General features: G+C 63.1%; 11 protein-coding genes. 2 read left to right on the top strand and 9 right to left on the bottom strand.

The window, feature by feature from the left end; all coding sequences use genetic code 11:
* Positions 1–191: 191 nt before the first annotated feature.
* From FJ974_RS08000 to cysG, 5 genes are all read right to left on the bottom strand, one after another.
* Positions 192–725 (bottom strand): DUF934 domain-containing protein, encoded by a 534-nt coding sequence (locus FJ974_RS08000; protein ID WP_140536380.1) that lies wholly within the window; start codon positions 723–725, stop codon positions 192–194.
* A gap of 71 nt (positions 726–796) precedes the next feature.
* The gene (locus FJ974_RS07995; protein ID WP_140536378.1) at positions 797–1561 is read right to left on the bottom strand and encodes a phosphoadenylyl-sulfate reductase; all 765 of its coding nucleotides are present in this window, start codon (positions 1559–1561) and stop codon (positions 797–799) included.
* Positions 1536–3206 (bottom strand): nitrite/sulfite reductase, encoded by a 1671-nt coding sequence (locus FJ974_RS07990; protein WP_140536375.1) that lies wholly within the window; start codon positions 3204–3206, stop codon positions 1536–1538. Before FJ974_RS07990 ends, FJ974_RS07995 begins: the two co-directional genes overlap by 26 nt.
* A gap of 44 nt (positions 3207–3250) precedes the next feature.
* Positions 3251–3556, bottom strand: coding sequence for a DUF2849 domain-containing protein (locus FJ974_RS07985; RefSeq protein WP_140536373.1), 306 nt, complete (start codon positions 3554–3556; stop codon positions 3251–3253).
* Positions 3553–5001, bottom strand: coding sequence for a siroheme synthase CysG (cysG, locus tag FJ974_RS07980; RefSeq protein WP_140536370.1), 1449 nt, complete (start codon positions 4999–5001; stop codon positions 3553–3555). The genes FJ974_RS07985 and cysG overlap by 4 nt, the downstream gene beginning before the upstream one ends.
* Positions 5002–5427: 426 nt before the next feature.
* Here cysG and FJ974_RS07975 point away from each other — a divergent pair, with 426 nt between their 5' ends.
* A complete protein-coding gene (locus tag FJ974_RS07975; protein ID WP_140536368.1) occupies positions 5428–5868 on the top strand; it encodes a host attachment protein in 441 nt (146 codons plus the stop codon).
* A 71-nt stretch (positions 5869–5939) separates the two neighbouring features.
* Here FJ974_RS07975 and FJ974_RS07970 read toward each other — a convergent pair whose 3' ends face one another.
* Positions 5940–6746, bottom strand: coding sequence for an AraC family transcriptional regulator (locus tag FJ974_RS07970; RefSeq protein ID WP_140536365.1), 807 nt, complete (start codon positions 6744–6746; stop codon positions 5940–5942).
* Between the two features lie 114 nt (positions 6747–6860).
* Here FJ974_RS07970 and FJ974_RS07965 point away from each other — a divergent pair, with 114 nt between their 5' ends.
* A complete protein-coding gene (locus FJ974_RS07965) occupies positions 6861–7781 on the top strand; it encodes a zinc-binding dehydrogenase (RefSeq protein ID WP_140536363.1) in 921 nt (306 codons plus the stop codon).
* Between the two features lie 9 nt (positions 7782–7790).
* On the opposite strand, the gene FJ974_RS07960 is transcribed toward FJ974_RS07965, so the two are convergent.
* From FJ974_RS07960 to FJ974_RS07950, 3 genes are all read right to left on the bottom strand, one after another.
* Positions 7791–8540 carry an SDR family NAD(P)-dependent oxidoreductase gene (locus FJ974_RS07960; protein WP_140536360.1) on the bottom strand — a complete coding sequence of 250 codons (750 nt, stop codon included), beginning with the start codon at positions 8538–8540 and terminating at the stop codon, positions 7791–7793.
* A 56-nt stretch (positions 8541–8596) separates the two neighbouring features.
* Positions 8597–10864, bottom strand: a complete 2268-nt coding sequence (locus FJ974_RS07955) for a transglycosylase domain-containing protein (RefSeq protein ID WP_140536357.1) — start codon at positions 10862–10864, stop codon at positions 8597–8599.
* A 362-nt stretch (positions 10865–11226) separates the two neighbouring features.
* Positions 11227–13272, bottom strand: a complete 2046-nt coding sequence (locus FJ974_RS07950) for an SPFH domain-containing protein (protein WP_140536355.1) — start codon at positions 13270–13272, stop codon at positions 11227–11229.
* Between the last annotated feature and the right edge of the window lie 1299 nt (positions 13273–14571).

The following is a 14571-nucleotide window of genomic DNA, read 5'->3' as shown; positions in this document are numbered from 1 at the left end:
AATAATAGCCCTATCCTAAGGGCAAGACGGCGGAAGGGGAAGTGCAAATCGCCAAAGTGGTCTGACCAGATCGATGGATGCGATCGGTCGCGGCAACGACAATCCGGCTTGCGGCGCGAAAATCGCAATCTTGGTCTGACCAGAAAGTCGCAGCCGGCGCCAGCCAGGAGCGAAAGCGCCTGCCGGACAGATCAGCTGGTCCGCTTGCGCCGCCAGGAGTATTTCGGTCCCTTGGGTTCCGGCTCCACGGCCGGCTGGTAATAAACCGGCAGGCCGCCGGTGCGGCCTTCCTCGAGGCGCTTCAACAAGACGGGGTTCGAAACCTCGAATTCGTCGAAGCCGAGCCTGAGCATATGCGGCAGCTGATCGACCAGCACCTGGCCGGTGGCGCGCATCGCGCCGGTGAAACGATGCCGGCTGCGCAACAACTCGCCCTTCGAGAAGGAGCGACCATCGTTGAACGCCGGAAAGGCCAGAGCCACCAGCGACAACTGGTCGAGCAGACCGGTTATCTTGTCGAGCTCGTCGCCGGGCTGCAGCAATACGCCGAGGCGCTCCCGGGCCGACTTGCGGACCTCCTCATCAAGTCCGAGAAAAACCTGCAACGGCAGGATGAAACGGCCATTGCCGGCAAGCGCTTCGGCGCTTTCGGCATGGCTCCATTCATCCTCGCGAAAGCCGTCCGGGGTCCAGAGGCGGGTCCCTGGTGTCGTCGATCCAGTCATCAAAGATCCTAAAAGCACAATAAGGAGCAGGCCGCCTTTGCAGGCCGGCTTCACCTGAACATCGACATACCCTAAAGCGATGCGTCGGTCAGCGATTTTTCCAAGCCCGAAAGGTGGATGCCGCACTCGGTCTTGGCATGCCCCGCCCAACGGCCGCTGCGCGCATCCTCGCCAGGCTGCACCGGTTGCGTGCAGGGGAAGCAGCCGATCGAGAGATAGCCGTAGGCGACCAGCGGATTTTCGCGCAGCACATGCGCGCGCATGTAGTCGGCCTGATCCGCCGTCGTCCAATGCGCCAGCGGATTGACGCGGATGCGCGAGCCGACCGCCTCGAACACCGGCAGCGCCGCCCGCGTCGAGGCCTGGAAGCGCTTGCGCCCGGTCAACCAGGCGCGGAACGGCTCGACGCCGCGCGCCAGCGGCTCGACCTTGCGCACGTTGCAGCAGGCGTCGGTGTCGGTCTCGTTGAGCCTGCCGGTCGGATCGACGCGTTCGAGCGCCGCCTCGGCCGGCTTGATCACCCGGATGTCGGTCAGGCCGAAATCCGCGGCCAGCGCATCGCGATAGTCGAGCGTTTCCTCGAAATGCTTGCCGGTATCGAGAAAGATCACCGGCAGCGAGCGGTCGATCTCGGAAATCATGTGCAGCAAGACGGCCGAATCCGCGCCGAACGACGACACGGCGGCAATCTCGCCGCGGAAGAATTCGCGCGCCGAGCGCTCGATGATCTCGATCGGCTTCAGATGACCGAGAAGCGCGTCGAGCCCCGCCGCTTCGGCGGCGATGCCGGCCTCGACGCCGCCGATCCGGTCAAGCGGCCTTGGTTTCGCCAGCATAGAGCGCCTCCTTGAACGGCGCGGGACCGACACGGCGGTAGGCGTCGATAAAACGTTCACTGGGACTGAGCCGAAGGCCGAGATAGGCATCGACGATCTGCTCGATGGCGTCGGTGATCTCTTCCGAGGAAAAGCCGCGGCCGATGATCTCGCCGACCGACGTGTTCTCGTCGGCCGAGCCGCCAAGCGTCACCTGGTAGAGCTCGGTGCCCTTCTTCTCGACGCCGAGAATGCCGATATGGCCGACATGGTGGTGGCCGCAGGCATTGATGCAGCCGGAGATCTTCAGCTTCAACTCGCCGATCTCGCGCTGCCGTTCCAGCGAGGCGAAGCGGCGCGAGATCTCCTGCGCCACCGGGATCGAACGGGCCGTGGCCAGCGCGCAATAATCGAGGCCCGGGCAGGAGATGATGTCGCTGATCAAATTGGAGTTGGCCGTCGCCAAGCCAATGTCGACCAACGCGTCATAGACCGCCTTGAGATCGGCACGCGCCACATGCGGCAGGATCAGGTTCTGCTCGTGGCTGACGCGCAGCTCGTCGAAGGCGTATTTCTCGGCGATGTCGGCGACAGCCTCCATCTGGCTGTCGCTGGCGTCACCCGGCACCTCGCCGATGCCTTTCAGCGAAATCGTCACCGCCGCATAGTCGGGGTGTCGGTGCGTGACCACATTCTGGTCGAGCCATTCGGAAAAACTTTTGGAATCGAGTCGCGCATGCTTCACCGCGGCGTCGCCTTCCGGCCGTGCCGTGAGCATCGGCGGCGCGAAATAGGCATCGATGGCGCGGATGTCGGCTTCCGGCAGCTTCAGTTCGGCGTCCTTCAACTCCCGCCATTCGGCTTCTACCTGGCGCGTGATCTCCTCAACGCCGGTCTCATGAACCAGAATTTTGATACGCGCCTTGAACTTGTTGTCGCGCCGGCCATAGAGGTTGTAAACGCGCAGGATCGCCGTGCAGTAGGACAACAGATCAGCTTCCGGCAGGAAGTCGCGGATCTTCTTGGCCACCATCGGCGTGCGCCCCTGGCCGCCGCCGACATAGACGGCAAAGCCGAGCCCGCCGGCCGCGTTCTTCTTAAGATGCAGGCCGATATCATGCGTCTGGATGGCGGCGCGATCGCGCTCCGCACCCGTGACCGCGATCTTGAATTTTCTAGGCAGGAACGAGAATTCCGGATGCACCGACGACCATTGCCGCAAGATTTCAGCGTAGGGACGCGGATCGGCAACCTCGTCGGCGGCGGCCCCGGCGAAGTGATCGGCGGTGACGTTGCGGATGCAATTGCCGCTGGTCTGGATGGCGTGCATCTCGACGCTCGCCAGATCGGCCAGGATCGCCGGAATGTCCGACAGCGCCGGCCAGTTGAACTGGATGTTCTGGCGCGTGGTGAAGTGGCCGTAGCCCTTGTCGTATTTGCGCGCGATATGGCCGAGCATGCGCAATTGCCTGCTGTTCAGCGTGCCGTAGGGCACGGCGATGCGCAGCATATAGGCGTGCAATTGCAGATAGACGCCGTTCATCAGCCTGAGCGGCCGGAACTGGTCCTCGGTGATCTCGCCGGACAGCCGGCGCTGTACCTGGTCGCTGAACTCGGCGACGCGGGCCTGAACGAAATCGTGGTCGAACTCGTCGTAACGGTACATGCTTCGTCTTTCAGGGCGCGTCCGCCCGTTGCTTTCCTAAAACCCTAGGCCGCCCGGACCGCTTCCGCGCCGGCCTGCTTGCCGATGTCGGTGCGGATGGTTGGACCGGCGGCGCGGATCTTTTCGCGCAGCCGCACCGGCTCGACCAGGCCGTCCACCACGGTGACGTCGATAACATTGACGTCGACGACCTCATTGTTGGCGGCGGCTGCGGCGCCGATCGCCTCCAGCCGGTCTTCCGCCGCCTTGTCATGGGCGAGGTCGGCATGGCCGACCGTCTCCGCCCAGCCGCCGTTGGCATACCAGACGGCAATGCCGTCGGAGAGCCGGTTCGCAGTCAGAACCTTCATTGCCGGACTCCTTCGGCCGCCACGCTGGCCGCTTCTTCATGCTTATGTGCCGCGAGCGGCTCGGAATGTTCAAAATTGGCGCCGGCGACGGCGTCGCCGATGATCGTCATGACCGGGCCGGTAAGGTCGGCGCGCGCTTCCAGCGACGGCAGGTCGGCCAGCGTGCCGTGAAAGCGGCGGCGGTTGCCGAGGCTGGCATTCTCGACCACGGCAACCGCGGTGTCGGGCGACAATCCAGCCTCGATCAGGCGGCCGGCCACTTCGGCCGCCACCGAGCGGCCCATATAGACAGCGACGGTGGCGCCGGAGATGGCAAGCTTTGCCCAGTCGGGCAGCGAGTTGCCCTTGAGGTCGTGGCCGGTGGTGAACACCATCGAGGATGAAACCCCGCGCAGCGTCAGCGGCAATTCGAAATCCGCGGCGGCGGCAAAGGCCGCGGTGACGCCCGGAACCACTTCATAGGCGATCCCCGCCTCGCACAGCGCTGCCATTTCCTCGCCGGCGCGGCCGAACACCAGCGGGTCGCCGGACTTCAGCCGCACGACGCGCTTGCCCGCGCGGCCAAGCTCGACAAGCAGCGCGTTGATCTCGGCCTGGCTCTTGGTGTGGCAGCCCTTGCGCTTGCCGACCGGCAGGCGCTCGGCGTCGCGCCGGCCCATGACCACGATCGCCTCCGGCACCAGCGCATCATGGACGATCACATCGGCTTCCATGAGCAGGCGGTGGGCGCGCAGCGTCAAAAGGTCTTCCGCGCCCGGACCGGCGCCGACCAGCGCGATGTGGCCTTCGGCCCGTGCATCTGAAGCGAGAAGATCGTGCGCGGCCTCGTGCGCCCTGGCGAATTCGCCGGCTTCAATGGCCTTTGCCGGTGCGCCGGCGAAGAAATCGCTCCAGAAACGGCGGCGGCGGTTGCCCCTCGGCAACCGCTCCGCAGCGGCACGAAACGACGCGGCGAGTGCTGCCAGCCGGCCCAGCGACGGCGACAGCATGCGGTCGATGCGGCCGCGCAGCAGTTGCGCCAGCACCGGCCCGGCGCCCTCGGTGCCGATGGCAATCGCCACCGGCGCCCGGTTGACCAGCGCCGGCGTAAAGAAATCGCAGAGCTCCGGCCGATCCACGGCATTGGCCGGAATGCCCAGCCGGCGCGCGTCTTCGACAACGCGGCGGTCGAGTGTTTCGTCGCCGCTGGCGGCAAACACCAGGGCAGCGCCCTCTAGATGCATGGCATCATGGGCTGCATCGATATGGACGGCGCCAGCGGTTGTGATGAAATCCTGCAGCTCCGCATCGGGCGCATCGGCGACGATGCGCAGCACCGCGCTCGACTGCGCAAGCAGCCGCGCCTTGGCAAGCGCCTCCGCGCCATTGCCGACGATGGCTACAGCTTCGCCGTCGACCCGCATGAACACGGGAAAGGCGTTGAGCTTGGCGTTGGCTGGCGACATGGCGATGAGCATTACTGGAACAGTTTGGCAGTTTTACGCGGGCGCGCCCAAAATCAGAAGGCAAGCACTCGCGCGGGCTCCGGTAGCAGGCAATCGCTTTTTCGCGACCATGATAAGCGGGAGAAAAAAATTCTACGCTTGCGCCGCGCATAGCGGGGGCAACCGGCACCCCACCCTGATCCATCGTAATTTTTAGCGCCTTGCCGAGGAAGCGGCAAAATAGTTTTTTCTAAATTCTACTAAGTTAGTAGATTAAAGCCACGCTCTCCCGGGCCGGCATTGACATGGCTTTTGAGGGAGAGGCGAGCCGTGCCGGTCGGTTGGAACAATCATGCTTGGCGACACGTTTGGATGTCGATCCCATCTTTGCCGATCCGGCTGCTCCGATGGCCGATCGGCGGCCCGAAGCCGGCAAGGAGGAACACCATGAGCATCAAGCTGAAACACGGACTTTGGGTCGTCGTGGCCGATGGCGAAAAGGCGCTCTTCCTGCGCAACCAGGGTGACGTCAAATTCCCGAAACTTGAGGTGGTCCAGGAAATGGAGCAGGAGAATCCGGCTACCCGTGAGCAGGGCAGCGACAAGCCGGGCCGACAAAGCAATGAAGGACCCCGCAGCGCCGTCGAAGAAACCGACTGGCACCGCCTTGGCAAGGAACGCTTTGCCGATGACATCGCCGAGCGGCTTTACAAGCTCGCGCATCGGGGCGAATTCGATGCGCTGGTGCTGATCGCGCCGCCTCAGGTGCTCGGCGAGATGCGCCAGAAACTGCATAAGGAAGTCGGCGACAAGATCGAGGCGGAAATCCCCAAAACGCTGACCAATCATACCGTCTTCGATATCGAGAACCTGCTCCAGGCGGATTGAGCGCGGCAGCAGATTTGCCATTTCTCGCCGGTGCGCCCGCCAGTTTGATGCTTCCGCGCGCAACTAGCCGATCACGCGATGAATGCGGAGCCACCATCTCGCGCGATATCGCCGAGATATTTTGCCGGGGGCTTGCCCAGCGCCTTCTTGAACATGGTGATGAAAGCCGTGACGGATTCATAGCCGAGATCGCCCGAAACCTGCTGCACGCTGGCGCCTGAAGCCAGTTCCCGCAGCGCCACGATCAGGTGCAGTTGCTGGCGCCAGCGCCCGAAAGTCAGCCCCGTCTCCTTGACGACGAGGCGTGCCAGACTGCTCTCGCTGAGCGCAACGCGACTGGCCCATTGCGCCAGCGTGCTGCGGTCGGCGGGATCGTCGGCCAACGCCTCGGCGATGCGCCGCAAGCGCGGCTCGGCCGAGATCGGCAGATGCAATTGCTGGACAGGCATACGCGGCAGCTCGGCGAGCAGAATCCCCGCCAGAAGGTCGCCTCGTGCGTCATCCGGTGCACAATCCGACAGTTCGATGATCAACTCGCGCAGCAGAGGCGAGATCGAAAGCGTGCAGCACCGGTCCGGCAGTTCGGCAGCGCCCGGCTCGAAGTAGACGAAGAAAATCCGCGCATTGGCCGTCGCGATGTTGCTGTGCTCCATGCCGCTTGGGATCCACACGCCGCAATGCGGCGGCACCATCCAGAGGCCGCCGGGAACACGGCAGGTGACCCCGCCACCGAGCGCGAAGACGAGTTGTCCCTTGCGATGCCAATGCTCGGCCACCTCAGCCCGGGTCTCGGTAACGTCGACGCGAATGGCGATCGCCGGCGCCAGCACGTCGTCGACATCGAAGTCTCGCCAGGGCCAGCGGAGCGGTTGCCTCATAGTTGACTGCTTTTAGCGATCATTTGGCTTTTTATCTAAATTTTTCAGCCGCGAAAGTCGATAGGGTCGAGCCCTCTCGTGGCAATTGTCTCGTCAAATTTCAAAGGTGGCTTAATGCTCGCTCTCGCTATCTCTTCCGACAGCCAAAGCAGGCTGAAGCTCACCGAAATCGACGAGCCACATTGTTGTTCGAATGAAGCATTGGTGGCAGTCCATGCAACGTCGTTGAACCGTGGCGAACTGCGCCTGCTCGGCATTCGCCGCGATGGCTGGGTACCCGGCCAGGACGTCGTCGGCGTGATCGAACGGGCAGCAGCCGATGGCTCCGGCCCGGTCGCGGGCACACGGGTTGCGGCTTTGGTCGACCAGGCGGGCTGGGCCGAACGCGTTGCCGTTCCAACCGACCGTCTCGCCGTCCTGCCGGAAGGCGTCAGCTTCGCTTCCGCTGCCACGCTTCCGGTCGCGGGCACGACGGCGCTAAGGACGTTGCGCCATGGCGGCGACCTGACCGGCCAGCAGGTCCTGATTACCGGCGCGAGCGGCGCGGTTGGCCGCTTCCAGATCCAGATTGCCCGCCAGCAAGGCGGGATCGTGACCGCGGTCGCCGCCACCCGGCACGACGAGGATCTCCGTGGGCTGGGAGCCGCGAAAATCGTCGGGTCGATCGAGCTGGCCGAGGGGCCGTTTTCGTTGATCACCGAGTCGGTCGGCGGCGAAAGCCTCGCGCGGGCCATAGAGCGTGTCGCGCCTGGCGGCACCATCGTCATGTTCGGTTCGAGCAGCGGCGAGCTCACGCCCGTCGGATTCCGCCAGTTCGTTCCGGGTCACGAAGGAGCGAGGCTTCAGACGTTCGCCTACTACACGTCCGGCTCAGCCATCGGCGCGGACATCGCCTGGCTGCTTGGCTTGGTCGCGGCCGGCCGGCTGGAAACCCGCGTCGCCTTGACCGTGCCGTGGACAGACATTGCCAAGGCCCTGGACGCGCTGCGACAGCGCAGCTTCAGCGGCAAGGCCGTCCTCACCATAGCCGGATAAGTCAGCAGTTCAGACGTGCTGGCCGCCATTGATGTGGATTTCCGAGCCGGTCACGTAGGACGCCTGGCCCGAGCACAGGAAGAAGATGATGTCGGCGACCTCCGAGGTGGCGCCGAGGCGCCGCAGCGGGATCGCCTCGACTATTCTGTCGGTGCCGGGCGACAGGATCGCGGTGTCGATCTCGCCCGGCGCGATCGCGTTGACGCGGATACCGTGCGGACCGAAATCATGCGCCATCTCGCGCGTCAGCGAGCCGAGTGCGGCCTTCGACGTAGCATAGGCGGTGCCGGCGAACGGATGCACCCGGGTGCCGGCGATCGAGGTGACGTTGACGATCGAGCCCTTCGCTGCTGCCAGTTCCTTGAACAGGCCCCTGGCCAGCATGATCGGCGCGAAGAAATTGACCTGGAACACGTCGCGCCAGACATGCATCGGCGTATCGATCGAATTCATCCGGCTGCCGTCTTTCAACTTCGGCGAGATGCCGGCATTGTTGACCAGCGCGTTGAGTTGCCCGCCATGCGCCTCCAGCCGATGCCGGATTTCGGAGACGGCGATGCCGACATCCTCCTGGTCGGCGAGATCGACCTTGATATGGTCCTCAGGCCCGGCAGGCCACGGGCAATCCTCGGCGAAGGCCTGGCGCGAGCAGGTGATGACGCGCCAGCCCTCGCGCGAAAAGCGCTTCACCGTCGCATGGCCGATGCCGCGGCTGGCGCCGGTGAGCACGATGGTTTTTCTGCTGTCGGTCTCGGCCATGGCATGGTCTCCGGCCGGACATGTAGCCGAAGCCGGCCGTGGTGGCGAGAGGCGAGTTAGCCGCCGCCCAGAATGTCGAGGATCGAGGTCTGCCGCTTCCTGGTCCGGCCGCCGACATCGCCGGGCGGCACGGGATGCTTGATCGAGGCGGTGGCGCCGCCGTCGCCCGGCATGTCGAAGCCGCCGGCATCGACCGTTTCGGCCGGTTGCGCGGTCCGTGCCGGCTTTGCCGGCGCCGGTGCCTGGGCGGCGACTGGCGCCGACCGGCCGACCGGCGCTTGCGGCACCGGTGGCGGCTGCGAGGCATCGGCCGACGGGATCTCGTCCGGCACGATCGTGTCGGACGGCGTCGACTTCCAGGTGCCGGGCAGCGGCCTGACCGGCACGCCTTCATGCGCGGCGACCATGAATTCATGCCAGGCCTGCGCCGGCAGCGCGCCGCCGGTCACCTTCTTCATCGGGCTGCCGTCGTCATTGCCGAACCACACGCCGGTGGTGAGATTGGCGGTGTAGCCGACGAACCAGGCGTCGCGCGAGTTCTGGCTGGTGCCGGTCTTGCCCGCCGAAGGCCAGTTGAAGGCCGCCTTCTTGGCGGTGCCGACCTCGACCGTGCCGGTCATCATCGAATTCATCATGCCGACGATGTCGGCCTTGAGGACGCGCGGCGCGCTGCCGCTACTGTCGTTGTAGAGCACCTTGCCGTCGGCCGTGGTGATGCGGCGGATGAAATGGATATCCGGCTTGTAGCCGCCGTTGGCGAACGGCACGTAAGCCGACGTCAGTTCCAGCGGCGTCACTTCCGAGGTGCCGAGCGCGATCGAGGTGTTGGCCTGCAGGTCGGACTGGATGCCCATGCGGTGCGCCGCCTCGACCACCGCGTCGGGGCCGACTTCCATGGTGAGCTGCGCCGCCACCGAGTTCAGCGACTTGGCGAGCGCCGTCGCCAGCGTCACCTTGCCATAATATTTGCCGCCGTAATTGTCCGGCGTCCACTTGCCGATCTTGATAGGGGCGTCGTTGCGCACGCTGTCCGGCGTGCGGCCGGCTTCGAGCGCGGCCATGTAGACGAACGGCTTGAAGGCCGAGCCGGGCTGGCGCCGCGCTTCCGAGGCGCGGTCGAACTGGCTGGTCGAATAGTCATAGCCGCCGACCATGGCGCGCACGGCGCCGGAATCGTCGATCGACACCAGCGCCCCTTGCGTGACGTTGAGCTTCTTGCCGCTCTCGTCGATCAGCCGCCGGATCGACTGCTCGGCGAGCTTCTGTAAAGTCAGGTCGACGGTGGTGTCGATGATGATGTCGCCGCGCACGTCGCCGATCAGATCGGGAAGCTCTTCCATGACCGTGTCGGCGACGTAGTTCTCCGAGCCGGTCCAATAGGACGGCGAGCGCGTCGCCGGCGCGCTCAGCGCTACCTTATATTCCTTGTCGCTGATCTTGCCTTCCTCGCGCATGGCCGCGAGCACGAGTTGCGCCCGCTCTTCCGCCGCTTTCGGGTCGCGCGCCGGCGAGAGCCGCGACGGCGCCTTCAAGAGGCCGGCCAGCAAGGCTGCCTCGGAGAGCGAGACATCGCGCGCGCTCTTGCCGAAATAACGTCGCGAGGCCGCTTCTACGCCATAGGCGCCGGAGCCGAAATAGACCCGGTTGAGATACATTTCGAGGATCTGGTCCTTGCTGTGCTTGTGCTCCAGCCAGAGCGCGAGCAGCACTTCCTGCACCTTGCGCTCCAGCGTGCGGTCCGGCGTCAGGAACAGGTTTTTCGCAAGCTGCTGCGTCAGCGTCGAGCCGCCCTGCGAGAAATGGCCGCCGAGCAGGTTGGTGACCATGGCGCGCGACAGCCCGATTGGATCGATGCCGAAATGCGAATAGAAGCGGCGGTCCTCGATGGCTACCACGGCTTGCGGGATATAGGGCGACATTTCATGGAGGCCGACGGCCTCGCCGCCCGACATGCCGCGATTGGCGATCAGCCCGCCGTCGACCGAGACGATCTTGATGTTGGGGGCGCGGTCGGGGATCGACCATGTGGTGGCCGCCGGCATTTTGGCGCCATAATAAACGACGATGCCGGCCACCGCGATGCCGCCCCAGATGCACAGCACGAAGCACCAGTAAAGCAGGCGGCCGAAAATCCCGACTAGCCCGCGCCGGCTTGCGCTCCGACCGCGGCTGCGCGATTTTGCCTTGGCGGATTTGCCCTTTGAAGCTTTGCGGCTGCCCGGCACGACGCGATCCTCCTCGCTCACCGAAAAGCCGTCGGAGGATTTCGCGCGGGGCGACCCCTCGAAGCTCGGTTCGATGCGACTGTCTCTGCGGTTCGCCATGCGCTGTGCTTGCTGTCCCCGGTGCCGATGGCGCTCGGGGTGCAGAGTAGATGCGGCGGTTTAAAGGCGCGTTAAGTTTCCGAGAGACCCTTTCCTTCACCTCAGTTGGCTTGGCGAAGAATTGGCGCGCTGAAGTAAAAAACGCGGTCGATATCTCCCATTTGGAACTCCACCGGATGGAAGAATCCCACATCGTTGAGCGCGCGCCCGATTTCACGGGCGAGCCGGCTGTCATAAGGCGTTCCTTCGCGGAACCCTGCGAATCGACCAACCGCCGCACGACATGATTAGATTCCTGCGCCTCGCCGCAGTACGGTTCGGCAGGAGCGCAAAATGGGCCGGTACAACCGGCCCATCCGCAATCATTCTTCCTCGACGGTTTCCGAGGTCGCATCCGGTAGGGCTTGCCGCCCGATCCGGTCGGCGACGAGCATCGAAAGCATCATCTCGACAAGCCCATTGGCGGCCCCCTTCTCGCCACCTGTAGCGCCGATCTGGATCTGCGGCACGAGCGGTAGCCTGCCATTCTCGATCGCCTCGGCGAAGCGCATGAGAACCTGCGAGTTGAGCTGATAGTCCGGGCCGCCGAAGGCCGCGACCTTCTTTTCGGTGGCCTCAGCCTCCGCCAGACCGATGGCGCGCACCTTCTCGGCCTCCGCAAAACCGGTCGCCTTGATGCGTTCGGCATCGGCAAGCGCGACAGCCTTGATCATGTCGGCCTCGCCCTGGCCGCCGACGCGCACCTTCTCGGCCTCTGCCTTGGCGGTGACCTGAATGGTTTCCGCCTCCTGGCGGGTGCGGGCGAGTTGCGCCTTGCCTTCGTTCTCGCTTATCTCGATGGTAAGTGCCGACGTCGTGATCTTGGCTTGCTGTTCGGCCAGCGCCTCCTTCTCACGCAACGTGCGTTCCTGAATGGCCGCCTTCTCCTGCAATTTGTAAGTCTCGACCTTTTCGACTGCAATCTGACGCTCGCGCAGCTGGATCAGGATCTGCTCTATGCTGTTCTGGCCATTCGCAGCACGGGGCGTACCAATCAACACTTCCTGCAGCTCGAGGCTGTAGGAATTGAATTTTTCGCGCATCTCCTCGCCCGATTTGCGCTGGATGTCGCTACGCTCCTGCAAAAGCTGGATCAGCGTCTTTGTCTGGGCGATATTCTTGAAGTAGGCGGAAACCATCGGATCGAGCGTTTGTTCGACCAGCCGCTTGATGTCGCCGAAGCGCTGCACCACGAGCGGCGCCTTCATATAGTCGATATGCACGACAACGGAGAGCGGCAGCACAGGCTCGAACGCATCCTTGGTGATCAACGACACCTCAGACAGGTTCTCGTCCAGCCTGTGTTCGCCAAACTGCTCCTTAGTCCATTTGAGCACGAAGTTGGTGGTCGGCACGGTGATGATCTTGCCGGCATAGGTATTGAACGCATACTTGCCTGGCAGTAGCGGCGTTGACCAGACACCGCGTGCACCGATTTCGACCAGCTCGCCGTGACGGTATGCCTGCCCGGATAGATCCGTGCCGTGGCGGCCGTTATAGGAGACCACGACACCCACCGTGCCAACGTCAATGACCGTCTTCTCGACCAGTTCGACGGTCGCGAAAATGCGATTGAGGAAGTAGCTACCGTCGGCCAGCACCTGCAGCTGCCGGCCACGGTAGCCACCGGCATTGAGAAACTTCTCCGGGTCCTGAAAATTGTTGTGAAAATTCGGGTCGTTCGGATCGTTGGCCACAGTCGGTGCGATGATCTCGCCGTCCGGCAGGGCCGGACCGTCATGGATGGTGACGATACCGATCATGTCCTCTGCATTATGGATGACGACTGGCTCAAAGCCGCCCCGCTCCGAGATCATGTTGGACATATTGATAAAAAGGTTCTGTTCCGACGAGCTCAGATTAACGGCATAGATCGACTGGGCGGTGAGCACGATGAATTGTGCGAGATTGATGGCATAGGTGCCTTCACGCAAGATCTTGCGTTGCGGTCCTTTCTGTCCGCCTTTTTCGAGAAAGCCGCGCACATCCTGGAAATCATCGGCGTCGGTGTTGGAAGCAAGTGTCTGCGTCGGCGGCAGCGGCTTGCCATCACGGGCAAAGACATAGCCGATCTGACCCTGCGGGATGGTGACAAGATTGGCGCGATGCATCGAATATTGAAACGGCATGAAGAAATGTAGGCCACCGCGCACGACTTCCGGCTGGTAGCCGGCCTCACGGTTGAGCGCAATGAAGCCATTTCTAACGGAGCCGCGAAAACTCCATAGTTTCTCTAGGATACCGAGCCTGTCGTTTGGGATGTAGCGGACCACGCCGCTCCACCAGAACAGGATTGCCAGCACGATGACCAGAACGGTTACCTCGATCGCCATCCATTTCATCGGACCGAGATATTGTAGGGCTTCCATCTCTTCTCTCCTAAGGGGCGCGCGGGTTCGTTCACCCGACGGTCACCCGGTTGGTGTTGACTGACGAAGCGGGGAGATTGCGCGCCGACATGTTCGACGCACTAAGGGCGTGTCGAACGTTTGGGCTGCTCATTGTATGGGAAAATGACCGCGCCTCCCGAGTCCCCAGTAAGGGGAGGCGTAGCCGTAAGCGATGTTACATCGGTGTTGCCTTGATAGACATAACAACAAAAACGTAGGGATTGCACCTACAGGTTTAAAGATGTTCCACGCGGAAATCGTGTAAGTATTTTACAACGCTTTCGCCATTTCGAAAACATTGGCTTTGGAAATTGGCAAGAGCGCGAAATCGCGCTCTTGACGGCGGAAGAGTGGCCCGCGCCCGGCCGCCCCATACTCCCTTGACAACCGCGCGGAGGAAAGGCACCTGTGCAAGTGTGTATAAGGGGGCAATAATGAAAAAGACCTACGAAAAGCCGACTCTCAGCAAGCGCGAGAAGCTGTCGAGTGTCGTTGCAGTCGCAGCCTCGGGCTTCATAGAACCTACGAAATAACGAGGCTGTCGCCGGCGGGGCCAGCAGCGGATATTGGAGGATGATCACCCTCTCCGCCATACATCGCATAGCGCTGCGAACCCGCGCCGACTAAGACAAGACGACGTTCCATCTTTCCGGCACTTCCGGCGGCACGGCCGGCAGAGTGGTGATGGTGCGCTACGTGCATAAGCGCACGCCGGTCCAAAGCCTCGGGGCGCGCCCAATAGAAATCACAAGGCGAGAAGCGCATACTCGATTGGTAACGGTTGACAATAAAAACAAGCGCTTACCTTTAAAGGCGCGTTAAACAGGAAAAATCGGGGCGATTGAATATCAAATGCTTGCGGTCAGCTTGCTTGACAACGCGCCGGCCGAAGGCAATCGTGTCATTTGAGGGATGAAGGGGGAAATGATGAAGAAGACATACGAAAAGCCGGTGCTGAACAAACGGGAGTGCTTGGCGTCCGTCGCTGCACAGATTGTGGTTGTCTCGGGACCTTCCGAGGCACCCTGACACTCGAGCCTTCGCACCACCTCCGGCACATAACAGCCAAGTCAGGCCGGTTCAGCGGCGTGAAGCATAAGCAGGCTCATAGACCCGCGGCCTTCGCAAGATACGGCGCCAGATGTCGACGCCGACATAGCCGCCGGGAAGAGCTGCCGGCCGGATATGGAAGATCACCACAAAAGGCGACGGCCAGACCGCGCAGCCCTTGTATTTCCGGCCGAAATCCTCCCGGCGCGATGTCGTCTTGCAGATTCA

It is taken from the genome of Mesorhizobium sp. B1-1-8 (assembly GCF_006442795.2).
Lineage (GTDB): Bacteria > Pseudomonadota > Alphaproteobacteria > Rhizobiales > Rhizobiaceae > Mesorhizobium.
Note: the sequence above shows the minus strand (reverse complement) of the source record. Positions and strands in the feature narration are given on the sequence as shown.

What these genes read in the sequence shown, in the direction of transcription:
- FJ974_RS08000 (WP_140536380.1), bottom strand. Translation starts at nt 725, where the DNA reads ATGACTGGATCGACGACACCAGGGACCCGCCTCTGGACCCCGGACGGC.
- FJ974_RS07995 (WP_140536378.1), bottom strand. Translation starts at nt 1,561, where the DNA reads ATGCTGGCGAAACCAAGGCCGCTTGACCGGATCGGCGGCGTCGAGGCC.
- FJ974_RS07990 (WP_140536375.1), bottom strand. Translation starts at nt 3,206, where the DNA reads ATGTACCGTTACGACGAGTTCGACCACGATTTCGTTCAGGCCCGCGTC.
- FJ974_RS07985 (WP_140536373.1), bottom strand. Translation starts at nt 3,556, where the DNA reads ATGAAGGTTCTGACTGCGAACCGGCTCTCCGACGGCATTGCCGTCTGG.
- cysG (WP_140536370.1), bottom strand. Translation starts at nt 5,001, where the DNA reads ATGTCGCCAGCCAACGCCAAGCTCAACGCCTTTCCCGTGTTCATGCGG.
- FJ974_RS07975 (WP_140536368.1), top strand. Translation starts at nt 5,428, where the DNA reads ATGAGCATCAAGCTGAAACACGGACTTTGGGTCGTCGTGGCCGATGGC.
- FJ974_RS07970 (WP_140536365.1), bottom strand. Translation starts at nt 6,746, where the DNA reads ATGAGGCAACCGCTCCGCTGGCCCTGGCGAGACTTCGATGTCGACGAC.
- FJ974_RS07965 (WP_140536363.1), top strand. Translation starts at nt 6,861, where the DNA reads ATGCTCGCTCTCGCTATCTCTTCCGACAGCCAAAGCAGGCTGAAGCTC.
- FJ974_RS07960 (WP_140536360.1), bottom strand. Translation starts at nt 8,540, where the DNA reads ATGGCCGAGACCGACAGCAGAAAAACCATCGTGCTCACCGGCGCCAGC.
- FJ974_RS07955 (WP_140536357.1), bottom strand. Translation starts at nt 10,864, where the DNA reads ATGGCGAACCGCAGAGACAGTCGCATCGAACCGAGCTTCGAGGGGTCG.
- FJ974_RS07950 (WP_140536355.1), bottom strand. Translation starts at nt 13,272, where the DNA reads ATGGAAGCCCTACAATATCTCGGTCCGATGAAATGGATGGCGATCGAG.